Here is a 22865-nt window from a genome sequence, read left to right on the forward strand (position 1 = left end):
GAGCCCCACCATGCCCGCCACGGCCCGTCCCGCCGTCCTGGAGTCCGGTGATCTAGCCCGGGCGCTGGAGGCGGGTGAGCCGCTGCTGCCCACCCTGCGCCAAGCCCTGCGGGAGGCTGATGCAGAGTTCGCCGAGCGATTCCGCGCCGGGACCGGCGCGGAGGAACTGGTTCCGGAACGGGCCGCCCTGGTGGATGAGGTGGTCCGACAATTGTGGCGAGGCAGCCTGGGCGGCGACGATCCAGGCGGCTGCGCGCTCCTGGCGGTGGGCGGCTACGGCCGCGGCGAGCTGCACCCGGGGTCCGACATCGACGTGTTGGTCCTGGTCGCCCCCGGGCGCAGAGAGGCGCTCACCCCTTCGCTCGAATCCCTCATCACCGGGTTATGGGATCTAGGTCTGGACATCGGTCACAGCGTTCGCAGCGTCGAGGAGTGCATCGAGGCCGCCGGCGACGACATCACCATCGCGACTAATCTCATGGAGTCGCGCCTGCTTTGCGGCGACCCGCAGCTTTGTCAGTCGCTGCGCCAGGCCATGTCGGCCGAGCGCATCTGGCCAAGCCCGGCCTTCTTCGAGGCCAAGCTGGCCGAGCAGCAGGCCCGCCACGCCAAATTCCACGACACCGCCTACAACCTGGAACCAAACATCAAATCCAGCCCCGGCGGTCTGCGCGACATCCAGATGGTGGGCTGGGTCGCCAAGCGCCACTTCGGGGCCGAGCACGTGCATGAGCTGGTCGCGGAGGGGTTCCTGACCGAAGCCGAGTACCAGGCCCTCCACGCCGGCCAACGCTTCCTCTGGGACGTGCGCTTCGGTCTGCACCTGATCGCCGGTCGACGCGAGGACCGTCTGCTCTTCGACCACCAGGTCGGTCTGGCCGAGCTGTTCGGCTACGTCGATGACGACCGCACCCTGGCCGTCGAGCAGTTCATGCAGCGCTACTTCCGCACCGCCATGGACATCTCGCGGCTGAACGAGATGCTCCTGCAGCACTTCCAGGAGGCGATCCTCTACGCCGGTTCGGGTACCGAGCCGACCCCGATCAACAAGCGCTTCCAGATCCGCCGCGACTTCCTTGAGGTCACCGACCCCTCGGTATTCCGGCGCTATCCATTCGCCCTGCTGGAGGTCTTCCTGGTGCTGCAGCAGCACCCGGAACTCAAGGGCGTGCGTGCCTCGACCATCCGGCTCATCCGCCAGCACCGGACGCTCATCGACGAGAGTTTCCGGCGCGATCTGCGTTGCCGCAGCCTGTTCATGGAGATCCTCCGCCAGCCCCAGGGCATCACCCACGCCCTGCGCCGGATGCACCGTTACGGCGTGCTCGGGCGCTACATCCCGGCGTTCGGGCGAATCGCCGGGCGCATGCAGTACGACCTGTTCCACGTCTACACCGTCGACTCGCACACCCTCTTCGTGGTGCGCAACCTGCGCCGCATGGCCCTGGCCGAGCACCGTGCCGAGCTGCCCCTGGCCCACGACATCATGCAGCAGCTGCCAAAACCCGAGCTGCTCTTCCTGGCGGGGTTGTTCCACGACATCGCCAAAGGCCGCGGCGGCGATCACTCCGAACTGGGCGCCACCGATGCCTACGACTTCTGCATCCAGCACGGGCTCGGGGCCTACGACGCCCGCCTGGTCGCCTGGCTGGTGCGCCACCACCTGGACATGTCGGTCACCGCGCAGCGCAAGGATCTCTCCGACCCGGCGGTGATCACCGAGTTCGCCCGCGCCATGGGCGACCAGCCCCACCTGGACTACCTCTACCTGCTGACCGTCGCCGACATCCGCGCCACCAACCCGGAACTCTGGAACGCCTGGCGGGCCGCGCTGCTCAACGAGCTCTACGGGCTGACCCGGGCCGCCATCCGCCGCGGACTGGGTAAGCCGCTGGACAAGCGCGAGCTGATCCGCGACACCCAGCGCGATGCCCGGCGAATCCTCCGCCAGCGCGGTTACGGACCGGGGCGCATCCGCAAAGTCTGGGGGGAGCTGCCGGAGGACTACTTCCTGCGCCACAGCGCCGAGGAGATCGCCTGGCACACCGAGGCCATTGCCGAGGCGCTGCCGGGCCAGCTCCCGCTGGTCCTGGCCGCCGCGCAGGACGCTGGAGGCGGCACGCGGATCTTCCTCTACGCACCCGACAGCACCGATCTCTTCGCCCGCTGTGTATGGGCCCTGGACCGGCTCGGTCTGAGCATCCAGGATGCCCGCGTGATCACCACCGACGCCGGCTATACCCTGGACAGCTACCGGGTGCTGGAACAACACGGCGAGCCACCGCGGGAGGAACAACGGATCGAGGAGGTGCGCCGCGTGCTGGCCGCCGCCGCCGCTGAGCAGGGCCCGCCCCCGGCCCCGGTGGCGCGGCACATCCCGCGACAGCTCCAGCACTTTCGCACCGAGACGCAGATCCGCTTTACGGACGACCCGGACAACACCCGCACCGTCGTGGAGCTGATCACCGCCGACCGGCCCGGACTGCTGGCACGGGTAGGCAGGGCGTTCTCGCAGTGCGGCGTGCGGGTCAAGAACGCCAAGATCGCCACTATGGGAGAGAGGGCCGAGGACGTGTTCTTCATCACCGATGACCAGGGCAAGCCTTTGCGCCGGCCGGCGCAGTACCGCTGTGTGCGTCAGGCCCTGCAAGGACTCCTCGACGCGGAGGATCTATGAATCGCGGTCTCTCCGAGCTGCAGCCCTACCCCTTCGAGCGCATGGAGCGGCTTCTGGCCGGGCACCGCGCGCCGGCTGCAGCGCCCATCCGGCTGGGGATCGGCGAGCCCCAGGATCCGCCCCCCGAGCTGCTCACCCGGGTGCTCCGCGATAACCTGGATCAGGTAGCTCGCTACCCGGCCACCCGGGGCCTCGAGTCGCTGCGCGAGGCGATCGCCGCTTGGCTGTGCCGGCGTTTCGACCTGCCCGGGACGGCCGTGGACCCTGCGTACCACGTGCTACCCGTCGCCGGGACCCGCGAGGCACTGTTTGCCATCGCCCAGACTGTCATCGGCCGCGGCCGGCCGTACGTGGCCATGCCCAACCCGTTCTATCAGATCTACGAGGGTGCAGCGCTGCTCAGCGGCGCGCGCCCGCTCTACCTGCCCATCGACCCGGGCAGCGGGCTGCCGGATCTCGACGCCATCGAGCCGCGGACCTGGCAGCGGGTCCAGCTGCTCTACCTCAACAGCCCGGCCAACCCGACCGGCGCCGTGGCCGGCACCGACTACCACCGCCGTGTGCTGGAACTCAGTGACCGGTACGGCTTCATCGTGGCCGCCGATGAGTGCTACAGCGAGATCTACGCCGACGAGGACGATCCCCCGCCCGGACTGCTGCAGGTCTGCCAGGCCGAGGGGCGCACCGACTTCCACCGTTGCCTGGTCTTCCACAGCCTGTCCAAGCGCTCCAACGCCCCCGGCCTGCGCTCCGGGTTCGTTGCCGGCGACCCGGGCCTGATCCACGCCTTCCTGCGCTACCGCACCTATCAGGGCTGCGCCCTGCCCCTGCACGTGCAGGCCGCGAGCACCGCAGCCTGGGGCGACGAGAGCCACGTCATCGACAACCGGGCGCGCTATCGCGAGCGCTACCGGGAGGTGTGTACCATTCTCGCCGACGCCCTCGAGGACGTTTCCCCGCCGCCGGCGACCTTCTATCTCTGGCCGCGCACACCGGTGGACGACCAGGAGTTCACCCGGCGGCTTTGGGAGGAAGAGCACGTCACGGTTCTACCGGGCAGCTTCCTCTCCCGCACCGGCCCTGACGGGGTTGCTCCGGGGGCGGGACGCATCCGCATGGCGCTGGTTCCCGACCTGGCCACCTGCATCGAGGCGGCGGAGCGGATCCGGCGGTTTGTCCAGAGAAATTTCCAATAGGGAGCCCAGCATGGCTGCAGACATCCAGAAGGTGATCGAAGAGGCGTTCGAACAACGCACCCGCCTCAACCCGAATGACACCCCCGCCGAGATCCGCGAGGCGGTCGATGAGGCCCTGCGCCGTCTGGATAGCGGCCAGGCACGGGTGGCCGAACCGGGCAACGAGGGCTGGCAGGTCAACGAGTGGCTGAAGAAAGCCGTCCTGCTCTCCTTCCGGCTCAACGACAACCGCCTGATGCGCGGCGGCGTGACCAACTTCTTCGACAAGGTGCCGATGAAGTTCGCCGACTGGGGCGAGGACGCCCTGCGCGAGTCCGGCGTGCGCGTGGTGCCGCCGGCGGCAGCGCGGCGCGGCAGCTACATCGCCCCCGGGGTGGTGCTGATGCCTTCCTACGTGAACATCGGCGCCTATGTGGACGAGGGAACCATGGTCGACACCTGGGCCACGGTGGGCTCCTGCGCCCAGATCGGCAAGAACGTCCATCTCTCCGGCGGCGTGGGCATCGGCGGCGTACTCGAGCCGCTGCAGGCCAACCCGACCATCATCGAGGACGAGTGCTTCATCGGCGCCCGCTCGGAGATCGTCGAGGGGGTGATCGTCGGCCGCGGCGCGGTGATCTCCATGGGCGTCTACATCGGCCAGAGCACCAAGATCTACGACCGCAACACCGGTGAGGTCCACTTCGGGCACGTTCCAGAGGGTGCCGTGGTCGTCCCGGGAAACCTCCCCGCCGCCGATGGCAGCCACAGTCTTTACTGTGCCGTGATCATCAAATACGCGGACGAGAAGACCCGCGCCAAGGTCGGCATCAACGAGCTGCTGCGCCCATGAGCGCAACCCTCGAGCTGGCCCGGGAGCTGATCCAGCGACCGTCGGTGACCCCCGAGGATGCCGGCTGCCAGACCCTCATCGCCGAACGCCTGGCCGCGGCCGGCTTCGGCGCCGAGTGGTTGAGCACCGGCGGGGTGACCAACCTGTGGGCGCAGCGCGGCACCGGGCGGCCGCTGTTCTGCTTCCTCGGCCATACCGATGTCGTCCCCAGTGGCCCGGAGTCAGCGTGGCAGCACCCACCTTTCCAGCCCATCGTCGAGGATGGCTGTCTCTACGGCCGCGGTGCGGCGGACATGAAGGGCAGCGTCGCCGCCTTCACCGCTGCCGTGGAGCGCTTCGTCGCCCACCATCCCAAGCACGCCGGCGCCATCGCGGTCCTGCTGACCAGCGACGAGGAGGGTCCTGCGGTGGATGGCACGCGCCACGTGGTGGAGACCCTGGCCGAGCGGGGCAGCGCCATCGACTACTGCCTCGTCGGCGAGCCCAGCAGCCAGGCGCAGTTGGGGGACGAATTCAAGGTCGGCCGCCGGGGATCGCTGACCGGCCACCTCACCGTCCACGGCGAGCAGGGTCACGTCGCCTACCCGCACCAGGCGGACAACCCCATCCACGTTTTCGCACCGGCGCTGCAGGAGCTCGTGGCCACCGAGTGGGATCAGGGTGACGACGACTTCCCGCCGACCAGCTTCCAGATCTCCAACATCCAGGCGGGCACCGGGGCGGACAACGTCATCCCCGGCGCCATGGAGGTCGTCTTCAACCTGCGCTACGCCCCGACGGTCTCCGCCGAGGATCTGCAGCAACGGATCGAGGCGATCCTCCACCACAACGGCGTCCACTACACGATATCCTGGCGGCACTCGGGCGGCCCCTTCGCCACCCGAGGCGGGGCGCTCATCGAGGCCGTCGAGCAGGCGGTCACTGCGCACACCGGGCGCTGTCCACGGCGATCGACCTCCGGGGGCACCTCCGATGGCCGCTTCATGGGCCCGACCGGCGCGCAGGTGGTGGAACTCGGCCCGCTGAACGCCACCATTCACAAGGCGAATGAGCACGTCGCGGTCGCCGACCTCGAAGCGCTGGAGGCGATCTACTTCGACATCCTGCAGCGCCTGCTGGACTGCGCGGCAGGCTGAGCCCCGGGCGGCGAGGGGCCCAGGGGCGATTTGATGCCTTCGGGCAACAGGATTAGATTGGAAGGCTGACCGGATCAGCGGTACGCGAGTGGCCCATGGAACCGAGCCCGCCGACGCACCCGCAGGACGGCGCGAGGCGTCACTACCGGCGCCCCGCCGAGCGGCCGTTCACCCGCGAGGAACGGGACCGGGTCACCCTGCTCTTCGGCAGTCTCAGCGTCGCTCATGATCGGCTGCTCACCGCCGCCGTGCGGGGGCTGGGTTACCATGCCGAGGCGATCCCCACGCCGGAGCGCGGCGATCTGCAGACCGGCCGGGAGCTTTGCAACAACGGCCAGTGCAATCCGGTCTACTTCGTCGCCGGCGCCCTGATCAACCACCTCGAACGGCGCCGAGCCGAGCGTAACCTCGCGCGGGACGAAGTTACGGACCGGTACGTCTTCGTCACGCCGGGCTCGTGCGGGCCCTGCCGTTTCGGGATGTACGAGGCGCAGTACCGGCAGGCCCTGGCCAAGGCCGGCTATCCGGGGTTCCGGGTGATCGCCTTCGACAAGAAGGGCGGCGGCGATGGCCACCCGGACGAGGGCTACGGAGACGGACTCTCCGTGGACCTTGGTCTCTACATCGCCGTGCTCGACGCCCTGTTCATGGCCGACGTGCTCAATGCCGTCTTCTACCGGGCGCGCCCCTACGCTACCGATAGCTCCGCGGCCGAACGGACCTTCGAGGCCTGCCTGAGCGAGTGCGAGCGGGCGCTCGGCCAGGGACGGCCGCATCCCCGGGTGACGGCCACGGCCCGGCTGCTGGCCGCCGTGACCCCCCTGTCCAGTGCCGAGGATGCCGCCCGCCTGCTCACCCGCCTGCGGGATTCGACCTGCACCGCCGCCCTGTCCCGCTGTCGCAGGATCATCGAAGCGGGTTTCGAGGTGGACTACCTGCGCCCGCGTCCCCTGGTGAAGGTCACCGGCGAGTTCTGGGCGCAGACCACCGAGGGGGACGGCAACTTCCGCATGTTCGAGTTTCTCGAGGGGGAAGGCGCCGAGATCCAGGTGGAACCGGTCGCCGGATGGGTCGACTACATGCGCCACGGGCTCCACGGCCAGCTCGATGAGGCCCGGGCGGCCGAGACGGCGGCTCACGTCCGGACGGGCCGCGCCCTACTGCGGGCCACCACCACACGGTTGCGCCACTGGCTGATCGAGCAGATCGGCCGGCTCCTCCATCGCGAGTACGACCGCATGCGCGCCGCCCTCGGTAACTGTGCAGCCCCGCTGGCCGACCAGCGTACCCTGGAGCGTCTCGGCCGCCCCTACTACCACCCGCGCATCACCGGTGGCGAGGGACACCTTGAGGTGGCCAAGACGCTCTACTACCACCGCAACCGTCTGGCGCACATGACCCTCTCGCTCAAGCCCTTCGGCTGCATGCCCTCGACCCAGTCCGACGGGGCCCAGGCAGCCGTGCAGGCCGACTATCCGGATATCCGCTTCCTGCCCATTGAGACCTCCGGCGAGGGCGAGATCAACGCCTACTCGCGGGCACAGATGGCGCTGGGCGAGGCGCGCGAGTCCGCCCGCAACGAGTTCCAAGACGCCCTGACCGCCCGCGGCACCGACCTGGACACGCTGCGCGCCTACATCGCCGAACGCCCGCAGCTGCGCAGCCCGCTCTACCCGATCCCCCATACCGGCGGGGCGATCTGCCGGGCGGCACGGTTCGTCCATCACCTGGCCGATCGCATGGCCAGCCACCCGGACTCGCCCCGCCACGCCGCCACCGAGCACCAGCCCGGGGAGCCCCGTCATGCCCAGCCCCGCTGATCACGCCCCGATCCTGGTCGGCCTGGACGTCGGTTCCACCACGGTCAAGGCCGTAGTCATCGACGGTGCCGACGATACACTGCTCTGGCACGACTATCGCCGCCACGAAACGCGCCAGCTGGAGACCGTGCGTGACTTCCTCGCCCGGATCGAGGCAGCCATCCCAGCGGCGCGTCGCGAAAACCTGCGGCTGTTCACCACCGGCTCGGGGGGCGGCAGCGTCGCCCGGGCCCTGGGGGCGCGGTTCGTGCAGGAGGTCCACGCCGTGTCGCTGGCCGTCGAGTCGCGTTTCCCCGACGTCGGCAGCGTGGTCGAGCTCGGTGGCCAGGACGCCAAGATCATCGTCTTCAAGTCGCTGGAAGACGGCAGCAAGCGCAAGATCCCGGCCATGAACGACAAGTGCGCCGGGGGCACCGGCGCCGTGATCGACAAGATCGCCGCCAAGCTGGCCATCGCGCCGGAGCGGCTCGGCGACATGGGCTATGTCGGCCACACCGTCCACCCGGTGGCCGGGAAGTGCGGGGTCTTCGCCGAGACCGATATCAACTCCCTACAGAAGCAGGGGGTCGCCGCCGAGGAACTGATGGCCTCACTGTTTGAGGCCATCGTGCAGCAGAACCTCTCCGTCCTGACCCGGGGCCACACCCTCCACCCCCGGGTGCTGCTGCTCGGCGGGCCGAACACCTACATCCGCGGCCTTCAGGAGTGCTGGCGAAGCCACATCCAGGCCCTCTGGGAGGAGCGAGGCGTCGACTGGAACGCGCCGCTGGAGGCAGCCGTCCACGTCCCCGAGCAGGCCCAGTACTTCGCCGCGCTCGGCGCGGTCGCGTTCGGGCGCAGCGAGCTGGCCGATGACCCGGACGCCGGGCGCTACCCGGGGCCGGGCGTGCTGGACGATTGGCTGACGGAGCAGCGCACCGGCGGGCGGCGCCCGGGCGGCGCACCGCCCCTGGTCCAAGATTCCGCCGAGCTGGAAACGTTTCTGCGCGAGTTCCAGCCGCAACCCTGGCAGCCGGCCCGCTTCTCCCCCGGCGAAAGGGTGACCGGCTATGTGGGGATCGACGCCGGATCCACCTCCACCAAGGGCGTCCTGCTGGATCCGGACGGCGAGGTCCTCGCCAAGGCCTATCGACTCTCCGGAGGCAACCCCATCGAGGACGCCGTTGCCCTGCTCGCCGAACTGGAGACCGCCGTCCTGCGCCAAGGGGCGGAACTGGAAGTCCTCGGTGTGGGCACCACCGGATACGCCAAGGATATCCTGCGCGACGTGCTGCATGCGGATACCGCGGTCGTCGAGACGGTGGCCCACGCCCACGCCTGCGAAAAAGAGCACCCCGGGACCGACTGCATCGTCGATGTCGGCGGCCAGGACATCAAGCTGATGTTCCTGCGCGACGGCCGGGTCCGCGACTTCCGTCTCAACACCCAATGCTCGGCGGGCAACGGCTACTTCCTGCAGGCAACCGCGCGCGCCTTTGGCATCGAGCTCGAGGACTACGCCGAGACCGCGCTCAGCGCGGAGGCGATGCCCGTGTTCAACCACGGCTGTGCGGTCTTCCTGCAGTCGGACATCGTCGACTTCCAGCGCAAGGGCTGGCAGCGCCACGAGATCCTCGCCGGTCTGGCGGCGGTCCTGCCGAAGAACATCTGGCTCTATGTGGCGCAGCAGCCCAACCCGGCGGATCTGGGACGGCGTTTCGTCTTACAAGGGGGAACGCAGCACAACCTCGCCGCCGTGAAGGCACAGGTGGACTACCTGCGCGAGCGCTTCCGGCAGGTGGGGGCGGAGTGTGACATCCGCGTGCACCGCCACTGCGGTGAATCCGGGGCGATCGGCGCGGGGCTCGAGGCCCGCCGACTGCACCGCAGCGAGCACCGCCGCTCGACGTTCATCGGCTTCGAACGCGCGCGCCGCCTCCAGCACCACACCATCCGCGACGAGCGCACACGGTGTCGTTTCTGCCGCAACCTCTGCCTGCGGACCTTCATCGACGTGGCCACCGGCGACGTCACCGAGCCGGCAACCGGGGCCGATACGCCACCCCGGACCTCGGTCCCCCTGGCCCCCGGTTTCCGGCGCGTAATCATCGCCTCCTGCGAGCAGGGCGAGGTCGAGGACAAAGACACCATGCAGCGCATCAAGGCGGCGCTCGATCGCGACGCCGAGCGCAATCCGAATCACCTGGACCGCGCCGCCCGCGAGGTCTTCCGCACCCCGCAGGTCGAAGGGGTCGCCGACCCGCTGCCACAGACCCGCCTGCCCGGCCCGCTGGGCCGCCCTGCGGCCCGCCGCCGGGCGGCGATGGCCTATCGCCGTCAGGTGCGCATCGGTATCCCCCGGGTCCTGAACCTCTACAGCTGCGCGCCCTTCTTCCTCGGCTATTTCACAGCGCTCGGCGTCCCCGAACGGGCGCTGGTCTTCTCCGACTACACCGATCCGGAACTCTACCGTCGCGGCGCCAACCGCGGCAGCATCGACCCGTGCTTCCCGAGCAAGCTCGGCATCCCGCACGTCCATAACCTGCTTACCCGCAAACACCGCCGGCGGCCGCTCACCCACATCTTCTTCCCGATGATCAAGAGTCTGCCCGGCGCTCTGGACGGCGCACTCGCCGCCCAGGCGTGCCCGACGGTGCCGGGCACCGCCGAAGCCACCCACGCCGCCTTCCGCCGCGAGGGGGACGTGTTCGCCGAGCACGGGATCCGCTTCCGCAAGACCCTGGTCAACCTGGACGACGCGGCGCTGTGTGCCGAACAGATGCGCGCCGACTGGGGAGAGGAACTCGGCATCAGCGCCAGGGAGTCAAGGCGCGCCGCGGAACAGGGCCTGGCAGCCCTGCACGCCTTCCACGAGCGGATGGAGGCCGAACAGCGGCAGACGCTGCAGCGGCTGGAGCAGGAAGGACGGGTGGGTATCGGGGTCCTCGGCCGGCCCTACCACAACGATCCGGGCATCAACCACGGCATCCTCGATGATCTGCAGCGCAAGGGCTACCCGATCCTGTGGCAGGACGCCCTGCCCCGCGATCCGGCCACGCTCGAGCAGCTCTTCGGCGCCGAGGTGCGCGCCGGCGCCATGCGCTCGGCGCTGGCCATCGACGATGTCTGGAAGCACGACTTCTCAGAGCACAGCTCCCGCAAGCTCTGGGCGGCGAAGTTCATCGCCCGCCACCCCAACTTGGTGGCCGTGGAGCTGTCGAACTTCAAGTGCGGCCACGACGCCCCGATCTACTCGGTGATCGAGGCGATCATCGAGCAATCCGGAACACCCTACTTCTGCTTCAAGGACCTAGACGAGAACCGCCCCGGCGGATCGATCCAGATCCGCACCGAGACCATCGACTACTTCCTGCGCCGATACCAGGCCGAGCTACCCGCCAAGCGCTCGGCTGCCTGAGCACGGAGCGGCCGAGCGGCCGCCCCGTGCTCAGGCCTTCACACGCCGATCAGATCGCGCATGTCGTAGAGCCCCGGCGGTTGTTCCACCAGCCACGTGGCGGCCCGCAGGGCGCCGGCGGCAAAGGTGGTGCGGCTCGAGGCCTTGTGGGTGAGCTCGACCCGTTCACCGTCCCCGCCGAAGAGCACGGTATGCTCACCGACGATGTCGCCGGCACGGATCGTCTCGAAGCCGATGGCCCGCCGGTCGCGCTCCCCGGTGTAGCCCTCGCGGCCGTAGACGGCGCATTGCCCCAAGTCACGTCCCAAGGCATCGGCCGCCGCCTCGCCGAGCCGAAGCGCAGTACCCGAAGGGGCATCCACCTTGTGGCGGTGGTGGGCCTCGATGATCTCGATGTCGCTGTGCTCACCGATGGCGCGGGCGGCCTGCTCGACCAGCGCGGTCAGCAGCGTCACTCCGGTCGAATAGTTGGCCGCGTGCATGACCGCCACTTGCTCCGAGAGCTGCCGCACCGCCTCGCGCTGGGCCTCGCCGAGGCCCGTGGTCCCCAGTACCAGCGGGCGGCCGGCCTGCGCACAGGCAGCAGTCACCGCCTCCGTCGCCTCGGGGAGGCTGAAATCGATCACAGCCTCGGAGGCAGACACGGCGGTCGCAATGTCGTCCCCGACGGTCACGCCCACCGCCCCTTGCCCGGCGAGTTCACCGGCATCCCGACCGACGGCCTCGCCACCGGCCCGGTCGGTGGCGGCGGCCAGATGCACCCCCGGCTGCCGGTGCACCACATCGATCAGCATACGGCCCATGCGGCCGCCGGCCCCGATGATGCCGATGCCCAGGCTCATATCCGCCACTCCTCGATAAAGCGCTTGACCTTGTCGAGCCACGACGAGGTGTGCGGATGGTGCTTGCCTCCGGTGTCCTGCAGGGTCGCCTGAAACTCCTCGAGCAGCTCACGCTGGCGCTTGGTCAGGTTGACCGGCGTCTCGACGTGGATCCGGCAGAGCAGGTCGCCCTGGCGGTTGCCGCGCACCGGCTTGACCCCCTTGCCGCGCAGGCGGAACACCTGGTTGGGCTGGGTCCCCGGCGGGATGCGCAGGTTCACGCGGCCGTCGAGGGTGGGCACCTCAACCTCGCCGCCGAGGGCCGCGGTGACGATGTCCACCGGTACCTGGCAGTGCAGGTCGGCCCCGTCACGCTCGAAGAACTCATGCTCGCGCACGGCGACCTGGACGTACAGGTCACCCGGCGGACCACCGCGCTCGCCCGGTTCGCCCTCGCCGGAGAGGCGGATGCGGTCGCCGGTATCGACGCCGGCGGGGATGCGCACGCTGAGGGTCTTGCGGTCCTCGACCCGACCCCGGCCCCGGCACTTGGGACACGGGTCGGTCACCACAACGCCCTCGCCGCCGCAGCGCGGACAGGTCTGCTGGATGGAAAAGAATCCCTGCTGCACGCGCACGTCGCCGTGGCCCTTACAGGTCGGGCACGTCTGCGGCTTGGAGCCGGCCCGGGAGCCCGAGCCCTTGCACGAGTCGCATTCGACGTGGGTGGGCACCTGGATCTGCTCCTCGGTACCGCGCACCGCGTCCTCGAGGCTCAGCTCGAGTGTGTAGCGCAGGTCGGCACCGCGGAAGGCCCGGCTGCGGCCGCCGCCGCGGCCACCCCCGGAGCCGAAGATATCCCCGAAGACGTCGGAGAAGATATCCGAGAAATCGGGACCGCCCGGTCCGGCGCCACCACCGTAGCCGCGCGGCCCGCCACCGCCGGCGGACGGATCCACCCCGGCGTGGCCGAACTGGTCGTAGGCGGCGCGCTTCTGCGCGTCCGAGAGGACCTCGTAGGCCTCCTTGACCTCCTTGAAGCGCTCGGCCGACTCCTCGTCCCCCGGATTGCGGTCCGGATGGTACTTCTGGGCCATGCGCCGGTAGGCCTTCTTGATCTCGGCGTCAGAGGCGTTCTTGTTGACCCCCAACACCTCGTAGTAGTCACGCTTCGCCATAGGCTGCTCCGCGTTTCAGCACCCGGTAACGACAAAGGCGCAGGAGGGTGTCCCACCCTGCGCCTCCGCTCTGGCGGCGGCCCGCTCGGCAGCGGGCCGCCGGCTGCGGCTCACTTGCGGGAGTTGCCGTCCTCGTCCTTGACCTCTTCGAAGTCGGCGTCGACCACGTCCTCCTTTTGCTCGCCCGACGCGGCCTCGCCGGAGCCCGCACCCGCGGAGGCCTCTTCGCCGCCACCGGACTGCTGGTACGCCTTCTGCGCCAGCTCGCCGGCCTTGGTCGCCAGCTCCTGGGTCTTCTGCTCGATGGCCTCCTTGTCCTCGCCGTCCTTGACCTGCTCGAGCTCACTGATGGCGCTCTCGATCTCCTGCTTCTCGGCATCGCCGACCTGCTCGCCGAGATCCGACAGCGTCTTGCGGGTCGAGTGGATCATGTTCTCGGCTTGGTTGCGCGCCTCGACCAGCTCGCGCTGCTTGCGGTCCTCTTCGGCGTGCTCCTCGGCCTCCTTGACCATACGCTCGATCTCGTCCTCGGTCAGCCCGGAGGAGGCCTTGATCTCGATGCCGGTCTCCTTGCCGGTGGCCTTGTCCTTGGCCGAGACGTTGAGGATGCCGTTGGCGTCGATGTCGAAGGCGACCTCGATCTGCGGCACACCACGCGGCGACGGGGGGATGTCGGTCAGATCGAAACGACCGAGGGACTTGTTGTCCTTGGCCATCTCCCGCTCGCCCTGCAGGACGTGGACGGTCACGGCGGTCTGGTTGTCCTCGGCGGTCGAGAAGGTCTGCGTCCCCTTGGTGGGGATGGTGGTGTTCTTCTCGATGATCTTGGTCATCACGCCACCGAGGGTCTCGATGCCCAGCGACAGCGGCGTGACGTCGAGCAGCAGAACGTCCTTGACGTCACCGCCGAGCACACCGGCCTGGATCGCTGCACCCACGGCCACGGCCTCGTCCGGGTTGACGTCCTTGCGCGGATCCTTGCCGAAGTAATCCTTGACCTTCTCCTGGACCTTCGGCATCCGCGTCTGGCCACCGACCAGGATCACGTCCTGGATGTCGCTGGCCGCCAGGCCTGCGTCCTTGAGCGCGGTCTTGCACGGCTCGATGGTGCGCTCGACCAGGTCCTCGACCAGCGACTCGAGCTTGGCCCGGGTGAGCTTGATGGCCATGTGCTTCGGACCGCTCTGATCCGCGGTGATGTAGGGCAGATTGATCTCGGTCTGCTGGCTCGAGGAGAGCTCCACCTTGGCCTTCTCGGCCGCCTCGCGCAGGCGCTGCAGCGCCAGGTGATCCTGGCCGAGGTCAATGCCCTGGTCCTTCTTGAACTCCTGGATCAGGTAGTCGATGATCCGCTTGTCGAAATCCTCGCCCCCCAGGAAGGTATCGCCGGAGGTGGAGAGGACCTCGAACTGCTTCTCGCCGTCGACCTCGGCGATCTCAATGATCGACACGTCGAAGGTGCCGCCGCCCAGGTCGTAGACCGCGACCTTCTTGTCGCCGCCCTCCTTGTCCAGGCCGTAGGCCAGCGCCGCCGCCGTCGGCTCGTTGATGATGCGCTTGACCTCGAGTCCGGCGATCTTGCCGGCATCCTTGGTGGCCTGACGCTGGGAGTCGTTGAAGTACGCCGGGACGGTGATCACTGCCTCGGTGACCTCCTCACCCAGGTAGTCCTCGGCGGTGCTCTTCATCTTCTGCAGGGTGCGCGCCGAGACCTCCGGCGGCGCCATCTTCTTACCCTGCGCCTCGACCCAGGCGTCGCCATTGTCCGCCTTGACGATCTTGTACGGCATCTCCTTGATGTCGCGCTGGACGACATCCTCGTCGAAGCGCCGGCCGATCAGGCGCTTGACCGCATGGATGGTGTTCTCCGGGTTGGTGACCGACTGCCGCTTGGCCGGGGCGCCGGTGAGCACCTCGCCATCCTCGGCGAAAGCCACCACCGACGGGGTGGTCCGATCGCCCTCCGCGTTCTCGATCACGCGGGTCTTATTGCCCTCCATGACCGCCACGCACGAGTTGGTCGTGCCCAGGTCGATGCCGATGATCTTACCCATAATTCGCTCCTGCTAACCGTTGAATCTGTCCGGGCCTGATTGCCTTCTGCCCCTTAAGTGCGGTGCCCCATCGGCTTTTTCAAGGGCCCGGTTTGAATCGCGCCGAATCGCGTGCCTTTAGGCGGTCTCGTCCACCGAGCCACCGCTGCCCGCACTGCCGTCGGCCTTCTTGGCCACCACCACCAGTGCCGGGCGCAGCAGGCGATCCTGCAGGCGGTAGCCCTTCTGCACCACGTGGAGCACGGTGTTCGGCTCCTGCTCTTCGCTGGGCTGCGTCGCCATAGCTTCGTGGTAGTCGGGGTTGAAACGCTCGCCCAGCGGGTTGATCTCCTCGATCTCGAAGCGCTCGAAGACCTGATTGAGCATCTTGAGGGTCAACTGCGAGCCCTCGAGGAGCTTCTCGCGATCGGCCTCGGCGTCTTCGGCCGCCTGGACGCCCATCTCCAGGCTGTCCTTGACCTGCAGGAGATCGCCGCAGACCTTCTCGAGCCCCTGCCGCCGGGCCTGGTCGACATCCTTTTCCGCGCGGCGCTGCGCGTTCTCCAGCTCGGCGCGCATGCGCAGCACCTGATCCCAGTTCTCTTGGGCCTTCCGCTCGGCGTCAGCAAGGGCGTTCTCGAGTTCCTCGATACGCTGCTCCAGGTCCTCGGCGCTGGTACCGGCCTCGTCCGCCGCGGCGCCCTCGCTCGCCGAATCGCCGCTCTGGAGCTCGCCCTCGAGCGCCTCCGAGGCCTGACGGGTGTGCTTCTGCTCCGACGCCTCGGCGGTTGCCTGCGCGTCGCCGCGCACCTCGGGCTGCTCCTCGGTCGTGCTCTGTCGCTGGTTATCAGTCATATGGCTGCTCCGCTGGATTGAGCCGGAAAACGGTTACTGGCAGCCCACCACCGGGCGCCCCAAGCGCGGCCACCGGGTGCACTGCCTCCTGCCTGGGCACAGGTGTGGGGATCTAGCGCGGCGGATTCAAGGCCGAGCCGACCAATCGGGCGGTGATGTCGACGATCGGAATGATCCGGTCGTAGGCCATGCGGGTCGGCCCGATCACCCCGAGCACCCCGGCCGCCTCACCGGCGACCCCGTAACGGGCCGTCACCAGCGAGAGACCGTCGAAGACCTCGTAACCGGCCTCCTGGCCGATGTAGATCTGGACGCCATCGGCCCGCGCGCAGCGATCGAGCAGGTGGAGGATGTCACGCTTCTGCGTGAAGGCCTCGAACAGCTGGCGCAGCCGGTCCACATCGGAGAGTTCCTCGAACTCCATCAGATTGGTCTGACCCGCGACCACGTACCCCTCGTCGTCCTGCTCCTCCGCCAGGGCCTTCTCGCCGACCTCCACCGCCGAGCGCATGAGTTCGTCGAGCCGCTGCTGATCGGCCTGCATGGCGGCGAGCAGGCGCTGGCGCACGCGCGGCAGCTCCACGCCGGCGAACTCCGCATTGAGGTAGTTGGCGATGCGCTGAAGCTCAGCCTCGGAGAAGTCGCGCTCGGTGCGGATGACGCGGTTCTGCACATCCCGCTCATTGATCACCAGGATCGCTAGCACGCGACGGTCGGACAGCGGCAGGAACTCAACGTGGCGCAGCACCGCCCAGTCGCAGCGCGGGAGGGTCACCACACCGGCCAGCCGGGTCAACTGCGAGAGCAGGTCCGAGGCGGAGTCGGCCAACTCCTCCGCCCCCTCCTCCCGGTCGCGAACCAGACGCCGGCGGAGCTGTTCGACGGTGTCGCCCTCGATGGGCTGGACCTGGAGCAGGCAGTCGACGTAGAAGCGCAGGCCCCGATCGGTCGGCACCCGACCGGCCGAGGTGTGCGGCGAGACCAGATAGCCCAATTCCTCGAGGTCGGCCATGACGTTGCGCACCGTGGCTGGGCTGACGGACAGCCCGGCTTCACGGGCCAGGCTGCGCGACCCGACCGGCCTGCCGCTGTCGATGTAGCGACGCACCAGCGTGCGGAGCAGGGTGCGCGCGCGGTCGCCCAGCTCCAGGTCGTGCGGCGGGCTCATGGCTCATGCACCACGGGTTGCGCGATTTCGCGGGGGTTGCACTTAGGGCGCTCAAAGTGCGATCAGAGGCTAGCAAGCCGCGCGAACGACCGTCAACGCGCCAGTCGCCGGCCAATTGGCGCCCCCTGGGCGACGTGATACCGTTCCCGACCATGGACGTACATCCACCACCGCCCTTCCCCACCGTCGGCATCACCGGCAAACCCGGCGACCCGGCCATCACCGGGCTGGTCGAGCGCTTGCTGCCCATGCTGGAAGCGCGCGGCTGTACGGCGTTGCTCGATGAGCAGTCCATGCCGGAGACCGGTGATCACCACCTGCAGCGCGTGCCCCGTGAAGCCCTGCTCGATGCCTGCGATCTGATCATCGCCATCGGGGGCGACGGCACCCTGATCCACATCGCCCGGGCCGTGGCCGGCCGGCGGGATGTCGCCCTGATGGGCATCAACCGCGGCCGGCTGGGGTTCCTGGTCGACATCGCACCCGAGCATCTGGACGAGGTCGCGCAGATCCTGGACGGGCAGCACGTCGTCGACGAGCGGCTGATCCTGCGCGCCGAGATCCGCTCCAACCAGGATGATACGCTGCTCCGCGAGGACGTGGCCATCAACGAGGTGGTCCTGCACCGCTGGAACACCGCGCGGATGATCGAACTGGTCACGCGGATCGACGGCGAGCCGCTGAGCGATCACCGCTCCGACGGACTGATCATTGCCACACCGACCGGCTCGACGGCCTACGCCATGGCCGGAGGCGGGCCCATCGCCCACCCTAACCTGCACGCCATGGTTCTAGTGCCGGTCTGTCCGCACACGCTGAGTAATCGGCCACTCGTGGTCGATGGAGACAGCCGGATCGAGATCGATGTCCACCCGCGGTTCATCGAGCACGTCCGGGTCAGCTGCGACAGCCAGAGGGACCTGACCCTCCAGGAGGACAGCCGGCTGGTGGTGCGGGCCCACCCGAGCCCGATCCGCCTGGTCCATCCGCCGGGCTACAGCTACTTCAACCTGCTCCGCGCCAAGCTCGGCTGGGGCGGGCCGCTGTGCAACATCGAACCCTTCGGCGCATAGGGAGAAGCGCTGTGCTCAGGGAGATCCACATCCGCGACTTCGCCATCGTCGATCAGCTCGATCTGGAGTTCGGCGCGGGCATGCATGTGCTGACCGGCGAAACCGGTGCCGGCAAGTCCATCCTCCTCGACGCCCTTGGCCTCTGCCTCGGCGACCGCGCCCGGTCCGAGATCATCCGCCCCGGGGCGGAGCGCGCGGAGGTCAGCGCCGTGTTCGACCCGCCCGGCCCCGAGGTGACTCAGTGGCTGGCTGATCGCGAACTCGACGGGGATGACGAGATCATCGTCCGCCGGGTTATCCAGAGCAACGGGCGCTCGCGGGGGTTCGTCAACGGCACGCCGGTGGCCCTGCAGGTGCTCCGCGAACTCGGCGAGCAGCTGGTCGACATCCACGGCCAGCACGCCCACCAATCGCTGCTGCGCCCGGCCATTCAGCGCGAACTCCTTGACGCCTACGCCGAGGCCGGCGAGCTACGTCGTGCGGTCACCGAGCGCTTCCGCGAATTGCGCGAGATCGACCGCGAGCTGGCCGAACTCGAGGACCGGGACCACGACTACGAGGATCGCCTCGCCCTGCTGCGGCATCAGGTCGAAGAGCTTGAAAGCGCAGCCCCCTCCCGGGACGGACTGAACGAGCTGGAGACGGAGCACCAGCGGCTGGCCCACGCCGAATCCCTCATCGCGCTGGCCCAGACCCAGCTCCAGGCCCTGTCGGACGATGACCTCGCCGCTCAGGCGCTCATCGGCCGCGCGGTCCGTGAGCTGGAAGAGCGGCGGGAGATCGACCCCGCCCTGGGCGAGTCAGCCGACCTGCTCCAGAACGCCCTGGCACACCTGGAAGAGGGCTGCCAGACCCTACGCAACTTTGCCGACGGGCTCGAGATCGATCCGCAGCGCCTGGCCGAACTCGACCAGCGCATCAGCGAATTGCGGGATCTCGCCCGCAAGCATCGTGTCGAGGTCGAGCAGTTACCGGAAACCCTCGAGACGCTGCAGGCCCAGCTCGAACGTCTGGAGAACGCCGGGCAGCGCCTGGAGACACTACGTCAGAACCGGGCGGCGGCCGTGGAGCGCTACCAGGACGCCGCCCGGCGGCTGTCCCGGCTGCGCCAGAACGCCGCCGACCAGCTGGCCACCGAGGTCCATCAATTGCTTGGGGAACTGGGCATGGCCGGCGCTGAACTCATCCCGGCGATCGAGTTTGAGGCGGAGGCCACTCCGAGCAGTCACGGCCTCGACCGTATCGAGCTGCTGGTGCGCACGAACGCCGGCCAGTCTGCCGGCCCCCTGGCCAAGGTCGCCTCGGGCGGCGAGCTCTCCCGAATCGGTCTGGCGATCCAGGTGGCCACGGTCGAACGCGCCAGCGGGGTGCCGACGCTGGTGTTCGACGAGGCCGACACCGGCATCGGCGGCGCGGTGGCCGAGGTGGTCGGGCGCCTGCTCCGCACCCTCGGGCAGCGCTACCAAGTCCTGTGCGTGACGCATCTCCCGCAGGTGGCTGCCCAGGGCGGCGCCCACTTTCGTGTCAGCAAATCCGAGGGCGACGGACGCACACGCACCGAGGTGGATCCCCTCGCGGAGGCCGAGCGAATCGAGGAGATCGCGCGCATGCTCGGAGGGCTGGAGATCACCGATCACGAGCGTGCCGCGGCGCAGCGTATGCTGGCCCGCGGCGCTGGCTAAGGGCATGACAGGCGCGGAGGGGTCAACTGCCCTCTTCGCTGGCCCCGGCGCAATCGGCGCAAACGCCGTAGAGTACCAGTGAGTGCCCGGTCATGCGGAAGGCGTGGTCCCGAGCCGTATCGCGCTGGCGCTGCTCGATGGTGTCGTCCACGAACTCCTCCACGCGACCGCACTCCACGCAGACGATGTGATCGTGATGCGCCGTATCGTTGAGTTCGAAGACGGAATGACTGCCCTGGAAGTTGTGCCGGACCAGAATATCCGCCGTCTCGAACTGGGTCAGGACCCGGTAGACCGTGGCCAGTCCGATGTCTTCCCCAGCATCCAGCAGGGCCCGGTAGACCTCCTCCGCGGAGACGTGGCGCTGCTGACTCTGCTGCAGCACCTCCAGGATCTTCATCCGCGGCAGCGTGACCTTCAGCCCTGCCTTGCGCAAGCCACCAGCGTCCACAGCTTCCCCTCGCCTACTGTTCGTCGATTCGGTCATTAGGCTACCATTTCCTCTATGACGACACCATCCAAATGCAAGTTATTCTTATTATGCGTTCTCGGCGCCTCATTCGCCAGCGGGTGCGGCGGTCAGTTCCCGCTGGCCCAGCCGCTGGAGATCGAGCAGGGGAACCTGCTTGAGGAAGAGGACATCGAGCGGATCGCCGTCGGCATGAGCCGTGCCGAAGTCCGGCAGCGGCTCGGCACGCCGGTGCTCGAGCACGCCTTCGAGGATGATCGCTGGGACTACCTGTACGAGCGCAGCGGCAGCGAGCAGGCGCGCAAGCGGCTGACGCTCCACTTCGACGACGACACCCTCGTCGAGATCGAGGATCACTGGACGTCCCGCTAGCCTGCGTCCATTCAGGAGGCCTTGCGAGCGGCCCGCCGCTTGCGGGCCTCCTTCGGATCGACCTGCAGCGGCCGGTAGACCTCCACCCGGTCACCATCGTGCAGCGGGGTATCGAGGCCGACGATCTGCCCGAACACGCCCACCGACTGCTGCGTCAGGTTGATCTCCGGATGGCGCTCGAGGAGCCCCGAGGCGTTCAGGGCGTCCCCCACCGTACTGCCAGCCGGCAGTTCCAGCCGAAGCACGGTCTGCTGCTCCGGTAGGGCGTAGGCGACCTCGATCTGCAATCCCCCGTCAGAGGACATCGCGCTCTCCGTAGACCTCGCGGGCCCGCCGGGCGAAACTGTCTACCAGCGTATTGGCCACCTGGGTAAAGACCTTGCCGAAGGCGTAGGCCACGATCCGATTGGAGAACTCGAACTCCATGTCCAGGGTCACCTTCGAGGCGCTCTCGCCCAGGTCTCGAAAGCGCCAGTAACCCTCCAGGCGCTGGAACGGTCCCTCCACGAGCCGGATATCGATCATCTTGCCGCGCTGGTGTCGATTCGCGGTCACGAACGACTTCTCCATGCCGCCCTTGGCAAAGGTCATGCGGGCACGGGTGGTGTCCTCGCTGGTCTCGAGGATCTCGCACTCCTTGCACCACGGAATGAACTCCGGGTAGCGGGCGACATCGTTGACCAGGTCGTAGATCTCGATGGCGGTGTAGGGGACCAGCTCACTGCGGCTGATGCTCGGCATGGGGCTTCCCGTTCTCCAGCGTTCCGGACCTTGACCGGCCATTGTCACGATCCGCGTCCTCCCCGACAACCACCAACCACCAGGCGGCCGCAGCGCTTTGCGCAGCGGTCCGGCGTCTATACAATGCGCCCCGTGAGCAAGAAAGCCGGAAAAAGCAAAAAGACCGAAGGCAACGTCATCGCCGTCAACCGCAAGGCGGGCTTCGATTTCTTCATCGAGGAGCGCCTTGAGGCCGGGCTGGCGCTGGAGGGCTGGGAGGTCAAATCGCTGCGTGCCAAGCGCGTGAACCTCACCGAAAGCCACGTCCTCGTCCGTCGCGGCGAGGCTTGGCTGATCGGCTGCAACATCACGCCGCTGAGCACTGCCTCCACCCACGTCCGGCCGGATCCGACGCGCACGCGCAAGCTGCTGCTCCACCGTCGCGAGATCAGCCGTCTGATCGGCGCCGTGGACCGCGAAGGCTACACCGTGGTGCCGCTCAAGCTCTACTGGAAGAAGGGGCGCGCCAAGATCGAGATCGGTGTAGCCAAGGGCAAGAAGAAGCAGGACAAGCGGGCGGATAAGAAGGAGCAGGACTGGCAGCGCCAGCGGGAGCGCCTGCTCAAGCACAAGGTCAGCTAGCACGGGGGCCGGCCCGTCGACCGGTCTCTGCCGGCGCGATAATCGCGCTTGCCGAGGGAACTCCACGAGCCGTACACTGTCTACTCAGTTGCAACGGGGGCGACATGGCTTCGACGCAGGTCGCGAAACCCGAGGTGCATGCCGAGGTGACAGTCAACCTCGTAAAACAGGCTGTACTTAAAGATAGTTGCCAACGACGACAACTACGCCCTGGCGGCGTAACACCCGCCAGCTGCTCCCAGTCGGTGCCTGTGCCGGCTGACGAGCAGTCATAGACGCAGGATAGCGATGCCCGGATAGGTCCGGTCCGGCATCGTGAAACCCAACGGGCTCGCGGTTGAGCCGCCCTGCCGGTCGGGCGTTCAACCGTTAAAAAGAATAGATCGGCTAAGCATGTAGGACCGACGGTGTAGCTCCTGCGGACGCGGGTTCGATTCCCGCCGCCTCCACCACATAAACGTTTTCAACGTCCACTGACATCCCGCTCTCTAGCTTAAACGCCCGCAATCCCGGCGCTTACCCGTCCCTATCGTCCACTACCGTCCATTGTAAGCTACCATAGTCTGCGGGTAGCGGACGGGGTGCTGGCGTGTCCTCGCTACCCGATACCCACAAGGGCGGCGACACAACCGCGAGCCAATACCCACCGCCCGGAGACCAACGCGGACACCGCCAAAAGCAGGTGTCACAGATGTCACAGAAGTCACCGCGTTGTTTTTACAAGGATTTTTCGGTGACACCGAGCACGCCTCGGGTGTCTCACAGCGTCACGGGAACGGGAGGGAGGGAGGGGG

Annotated in this window: 18 protein-coding genes and 1 other RNA gene; 11 read left to right on the forward strand and 8 right to left on the reverse strand. The window is 68.1% G+C overall.

Annotated elements, in window-relative coordinates; translation table 11 throughout:
• Positions 1 to 10: 10 nt before the first annotated feature.
• From glnD to CCR79_RS07985, 6 genes are all read left to right on the forward strand, one after another.
• On the forward strand, positions 11 to 2677 hold the full coding sequence (gene glnD, locus CCR79_RS07960; RefSeq protein ID WP_201170600.1) for a [protein-PII] uridylyltransferase: 2667 nt from the start codon (positions 11 to 13) through the stop codon (positions 2675 to 2677).
• Entirely contained in the window at positions 2674 to 3873 is a 1200-nt protein-coding gene (gene dapC / locus CCR79_RS07965) for a succinyldiaminopimelate transaminase (RefSeq protein WP_201170602.1), read from the forward strand. The genes glnD and dapC overlap by 4 nt, the downstream gene beginning before the upstream one ends.
• Positions 3874 to 3883: 10 nt before the next feature.
• Positions 3884 to 4705, forward strand: coding sequence for a 2,3,4,5-tetrahydropyridine-2,6-dicarboxylate N-succinyltransferase (dapD, locus tag CCR79_RS07970; protein ID WP_201170603.1), 822 nt, complete (start codon positions 3884 to 3886; stop codon positions 4703 to 4705).
• Positions 4702 to 5841: a succinyl-diaminopimelate desuccinylase gene (gene dapE, locus CCR79_RS07975; protein ID WP_201170605.1), complete on the forward strand. Its 1140-nt coding sequence runs from the start codon at positions 4702 to 4704 to the stop codon at positions 5839 to 5841. Before dapD ends, dapE begins: the two co-directional genes overlap by 4 nt.
• A gap of 95 nt (positions 5842 to 5936) precedes the next feature.
• Positions 5937 to 7661 (forward strand): activator of (R)-2-hydroxyglutaryl-CoA dehydratase, encoded by a 1725-nt coding sequence (locus tag CCR79_RS07980; RefSeq protein WP_201170607.1) that lies wholly within the window; start codon positions 5937 to 5939, stop codon positions 7659 to 7661.
• Positions 7645 to 11058, forward strand: a complete 3414-nt coding sequence (locus tag CCR79_RS07985) for a BadF/BadG/BcrA/BcrD ATPase family protein (RefSeq protein WP_201170609.1) — start codon at positions 7645 to 7647, stop codon at positions 11056 to 11058. The genes CCR79_RS07980 and CCR79_RS07985 overlap by 17 nt, the downstream gene beginning before the upstream one ends.
• Positions 11059 to 11096: 38 nt before the next feature.
• Here CCR79_RS07985 and dapB read toward each other — a convergent pair whose 3' ends face one another.
• The 5 genes from dapB to hrcA form a co-directional block, all read right to left on the reverse strand.
• The gene (gene dapB, locus CCR79_RS07990) at positions 11097 to 11900 is read right to left on the reverse strand and encodes a 4-hydroxy-tetrahydrodipicolinate reductase (RefSeq protein WP_201170611.1); all 804 of its coding nucleotides are present in this window, start codon (positions 11898 to 11900) and stop codon (positions 11097 to 11099) included.
• Complete coding sequence (dnaJ, locus tag CCR79_RS07995) at positions 11897 to 13057, reverse strand: molecular chaperone DnaJ (protein ID WP_201170613.1); 1161 nt, start codon at positions 13055 to 13057, stop codon at positions 11897 to 11899. Before dnaJ ends, dapB begins: the two co-directional genes overlap by 4 nt.
• Positions 13058 to 13167: 110 nt before the next feature.
• Entirely contained in the window at positions 13168 to 15111 is a 1944-nt protein-coding gene (gene dnaK, locus CCR79_RS08000; protein ID WP_201170615.1) for a molecular chaperone DnaK, read from the reverse strand.
• Between the two features lie 117 nt (positions 15112 to 15228).
• Positions 15229 to 15945, reverse strand: a complete 717-nt coding sequence (gene grpE / locus CCR79_RS08005) for a nucleotide exchange factor GrpE (RefSeq protein ID WP_201170616.1) — start codon at positions 15943 to 15945, stop codon at positions 15229 to 15231.
• A gap of 112 nt (positions 15946 to 16057) precedes the next feature.
• Complete coding sequence (gene hrcA / locus CCR79_RS08010; protein WP_201170617.1) at positions 16058 to 17113, reverse strand: heat-inducible transcriptional repressor HrcA; 1056 nt, start codon at positions 17111 to 17113, stop codon at positions 16058 to 16060.
• Between the two features lie 152 nt (positions 17114 to 17265).
• Here hrcA and CCR79_RS08015 point away from each other — a divergent pair, with 152 nt between their 5' ends.
• Both CCR79_RS08015 and recN read left to right on the forward strand, forming a co-directional pair.
• The gene (locus CCR79_RS08015) at positions 17266 to 18186 is read left to right on the forward strand and encodes an NAD(+) kinase (RefSeq protein ID WP_201170618.1); all 921 of its coding nucleotides are present in this window, start codon (positions 17266 to 17268) and stop codon (positions 18184 to 18186) included.
• Positions 18187 to 18197: 11 nt separating this feature from the next.
• Positions 18198 to 19868 carry a DNA repair protein RecN gene (gene recN / locus CCR79_RS08020; RefSeq protein WP_201170620.1) on the forward strand — a complete coding sequence of 557 codons (1671 nt, stop codon included), beginning with the start codon at positions 18198 to 18200 and terminating at the stop codon, positions 19866 to 19868.
• Between the two features lie 22 nt (positions 19869 to 19890).
• Here the strand turns inward: recN and fur are convergent, their stop codons facing one another.
• The gene (fur, locus tag CCR79_RS08025) at positions 19891 to 20319 is read right to left on the reverse strand and encodes a ferric iron uptake transcriptional regulator (RefSeq protein WP_201170622.1); all 429 of its coding nucleotides are present in this window, start codon (positions 20317 to 20319) and stop codon (positions 19891 to 19893) included.
• 54 nt (positions 20320 to 20373) lie between these two features.
• On the opposite strand from fur, the gene CCR79_RS08030 reads away from it, so the two are divergent.
• Entirely contained in the window at positions 20374 to 20709 is a 336-nt protein-coding gene (locus tag CCR79_RS08030; RefSeq protein ID WP_201170626.1) for an outer membrane protein assembly factor BamE, read from the forward strand.
• A gap of 11 nt (positions 20710 to 20720) precedes the next feature.
• On the opposite strand, the gene CCR79_RS08035 is transcribed toward CCR79_RS08030, so the two are convergent.
• Entirely contained in the window at positions 20721 to 21014 is a 294-nt protein-coding gene (locus CCR79_RS08035; protein ID WP_201170628.1) for an RnfH family protein, read from the reverse strand.
• Entirely contained in the window at positions 21004 to 21450 is a 447-nt protein-coding gene (locus CCR79_RS08040) for a type II toxin-antitoxin system RatA family toxin (RefSeq protein ID WP_201170631.1), read from the reverse strand. Before CCR79_RS08040 ends, CCR79_RS08035 begins: the two co-directional genes overlap by 11 nt.
• A gap of 123 nt (positions 21451 to 21573) precedes the next feature.
• On the opposite strand from CCR79_RS08040, the gene smpB reads away from it, so the two are divergent.
• Both smpB and ssrA read left to right on the forward strand, forming a co-directional pair.
• A complete protein-coding gene (smpB, locus tag CCR79_RS08045) occupies positions 21574 to 22071 on the forward strand; it encodes an SsrA-binding protein SmpB (RefSeq protein WP_201170634.1) in 498 nt (165 codons plus the stop codon).
• Positions 22072 to 22166: 95 nt separating this feature from the next.
• Positions 22167 to 22523: a transfer-messenger RNA gene (gene ssrA / locus CCR79_RS08050) on the forward strand.
• Positions 22524 to 22865 lie beyond the last annotated feature (342 nt).

It is taken from the genome of Halorhodospira halophila (assembly GCF_016653405.1).
GTDB lineage: Bacteria > Pseudomonadota > Gammaproteobacteria > Nitrococcales > Halorhodospiraceae > Halorhodospira > Halorhodospira halophila_A.